The sequence below is a fragment of the uncultured Campylobacter sp. genome, from assembly GCF_938018145.1.
Taxonomy (GTDB): Bacteria; Campylobacterota; Campylobacteria; order Campylobacterales; family Campylobacteraceae; genus Campylobacter_A.
This window is the reverse complement of record NZ_CALIII010000257.1, coordinates 1-2767: the sequence shown is the minus strand read 5'-3', so window position 1 is coordinate 2767 and position 2767 is coordinate 1. Positions and strand designations below refer to the sequence as shown.

The window sequence follows — 2767 nt, the reverse complement described above, 5'->3', positions numbered from 1 at the left end:
AGTAAAAAGTAGAATAAAATATTTAGAAAAAGAAATAGAAAAAGAACAGAATAAGATAAAAGAGATTGATACTTGTGATAAAAAAGAAGAAGGTTCTTTATTAAACCTTATTGTGAACGATAAGAATATAGAAAAATCAAAAAAAGAAGAACAGCAGCAAGTAATAATTTACGATTTTAAACGCCCAAACCGCGTCAGCAAGGAACAACTGCGCGCGATAAAGGGCATACACGACAAGCTTGCGAGGAATTTGGCTTCTCAAATTTCAAGCGTTATGAGAAGTATCGTGGAGATCCGCCTGCACAGCGTCGACCAGATGACCTACGGCGAGTTTTTGATGAGTTTGCCGAGTCCTACTAGCTTTAACGTCTTTTCGATCAAGCCGCTTGACGGCAACTGCGTTTTGGAGATAAACCCAAGCATCGCGTTTCCGATGATAGATCGCTTGCTAGGCGGCAACGGCGAGGGATTTGAGACCAGCAGGGAGCTAACCGATATCGAGGTAAATTTGCTCGACGCAATCCTAAGGATGATGATGCAGCGCCTAAAAGAGAGCTGGTCGATGATCACCGATATGTACCCAAACGTCGAGGCTAAAGAAAGCAGTCCAAACGTCGTGCAAATCGTCAGCCAAAACGAGATCGTGATAATGGTCGTCATGGAGATCATCGTAGGCAACTCAAGCGGCATGATAAATATCTGCTATCCAGTTATCTATCTCGAACCGATCTTAAGCCGCCTAGCCAACCGCGATATAATGCTTGGCGAAACGAGCGCGAAAAAGAGCCGAAACAAAGAGCTAAAAACGCTGATCGGGCGCGCTGAGGTGCTATATGAGGCGATACTGGGTAAAAGCGTCGTTAGCGTCAATGAGTTTTTAAATTTAAAAGAGGGCGACATACTGCGCCTTGACCGCTCGGCAAACGACAAAGCTATCGTCACGATCGATAAAAAAGAGGTATTTTTGGCTGAGGTCGGGCTGCATAGATTTAGAAAATCTATCCGCATAGAAGAGCTAATCAGAAGCGACAAGGACGAGATCAAAAACATCCTCGAGCAGTACGAAGAAGAGCGCAAAGCCAAGCTAATGAGCTACGATCAAGAAAACGAAGAGGATGAGGATAATATATTAGGCGAGGGTGAAGATGATGAATGATTTTTTGAAAATTTTCGTAAATGAAGTAAAGGCTACGATCGAGGGACTAACGGGCAGAACGCCTGAGATAGGCGAGAGAAACGAATACGACGCGCCTAAGCAAGAAGGCATAAAGCCGCCTCTAGCCGTTGCAAACATAGCCGTTAGCGGCGATACGACGGCAAAGATGATACTAGTAGCCACGCCGGTACTGATGAGCGCGATCGGCGAATGGATGCTTGGAGAAGAAGAGATCTCGCGCAACGAAAATCTAAGCGAGGACGAGCTGGATGCCGCTAAAGAGGTGTTTTCAAATATCATGGGCGCATTTTCTACGAGCCTTGGCGCGCAAAAAGGCATGCCGAAGCTAAATTTCGAGGTTGCGAAGGTAAATTTTCTCGACGAGAGCGCAAATTTAGACGTAAGCGCGTTTGAAAAAATCTACATCTACTCCGTAAAAATCGGCGACATCAGCGAGCATATCGCTATCGTGCTTGATTTTTCGTTAGTTAAATTTTTTAACAAAGATCAAAAAGACCCCGCCGCACAGCAAGCAGCTGCTGCAAAAAGCGATCTAAGCGCCGAAGAGATGCGAAATATCGGGCTCATCATGGACGTGCGCCTGCCGCTTCACGTGCGCATCGGCTCTAAAAGAATGCTACTAAAAGACGTGCTCACGATGGATATAGGCTCGGTCATCGAGCTAAATCAGCTCGCAAACGACCCGCTAGAAATTCTAATCAGCGACAAGGTCGTAGCTCTAGGCGAGGTCGTCATCGTGGACGGCAACTTCGGCATCCAGATCACTCAGATCGGCACGAAAAAAGAGCGCCTCGAGCAGCTTAGATAAGGTTAAATTTAGAAATAAGAGGCTAAATTTAGCCTCGCTTTAGCTCGGGCGCGCCTTTTTTCAAATTTGACGGTATTTGCTCAAATTTGAACACAGAACTACGGCGCGTAAATTTAACCCCGCGAGCGCAAATTTAACCGCAAAGAGAAATAATGGATGAAATTTTAAACGATCTGGCCAAATTTAGGGATTTTGCGACTTATAAAAATCCTAGCGTTACGTTTTTCGGCTCGGCTAGATTTGACGAAAACAGCAAATACTGTAAAATGGCTTTTAGCCTCGCAAAAGAGCTTGCCGACGGCGGTTTCGCGGTCGTTAGCGGCGGGGGACCTGGCGTGATGGAGGCTGCGAACAAAGGAGCGTACGAGAGCGGCAAAAGTCCGTCCGTGGGCCTAAATATCGTGCTTCCGTTTGAGCAGGTGACGAACAGATACGCCACGAGCAACTTCGTTTTTTCAAATTTATCCGCTCGCAAATTTGCCCTCATCGAGCGCTCGAGCGCGTTTTTGGTGTTTCCGGGCGGCTTTGGGACGCTTGACGAGCTGTTTGAGATCCTGGTACTCGCGCAAATCGGAGCTAAAAAAACCAAAATTTTCCTCATCGGAAGCGAGTTTTGGGGCAAGCTTGATGATTTCATCAAAACCACGCTGATACGCGAAAAAGCCGTCAGCGAGGAGGATCTGTCGCTTTATACGATCAGTGATGATCTAGACGCCGTGCGAGATGAAATTTTGCGGATTTTAGACTAGGCGAGTGCGCTAAATTTTATAAATTTTGAGGAC

Annotated in this window: 3 protein-coding genes; all 3 read left to right on the top strand. The window is 46.2% G+C overall.

Features of this window, described 5'->3' with window-relative positions:
• Positions 1-64: 64 nt before the first annotated feature.
• The 3 genes from fliM to Q0338_RS05880 all read left to right on the top strand — a co-directional run bounded on the left by fliM (position 65) and on the right by Q0338_RS05880 (position 2734).
• The gene (gene fliM / locus Q0338_RS05890; protein ID WP_298085947.1) at positions 65-1156 is read left to right on the top strand and encodes a flagellar motor switch protein FliM; all 1092 of its coding nucleotides are present in this window, start codon (positions 65-67) and stop codon (positions 1154-1156) included.
• Positions 1146-1985, top strand: a complete 840-nt coding sequence (gene fliY, locus Q0338_RS05885) for a flagellar motor switch protein FliY (protein WP_298085946.1) — start codon at positions 1146-1148, stop codon at positions 1983-1985. Before fliM ends, fliY begins: the two co-directional genes overlap by 11 nt.
• Before the next feature lie 152 nt (positions 1986-2137).
• Positions 2138-2734, top strand: a complete 597-nt coding sequence (locus Q0338_RS05880; protein WP_298085945.1) for a TIGR00730 family Rossman fold protein — start codon at positions 2138-2140, stop codon at positions 2732-2734.
• The last annotated feature ends 33 nt before the right edge of the window (positions 2735-2767 follow it).

Bases quoted from the DNA above. Each gene is read 5' to 3' on its own strand.
- fliY (WP_298085946.1), top strand. From the start codon at position 1,146: ATGATGAATGATTTTTTGAAAATTTTCGTAAATGAAGTAAAGGCTACG.
- Q0338_RS05880 (WP_298085945.1), top strand. From the start codon at position 2,138: ATGGATGAAATTTTAAACGATCTGGCCAAATTTAGGGATTTTGCGACT.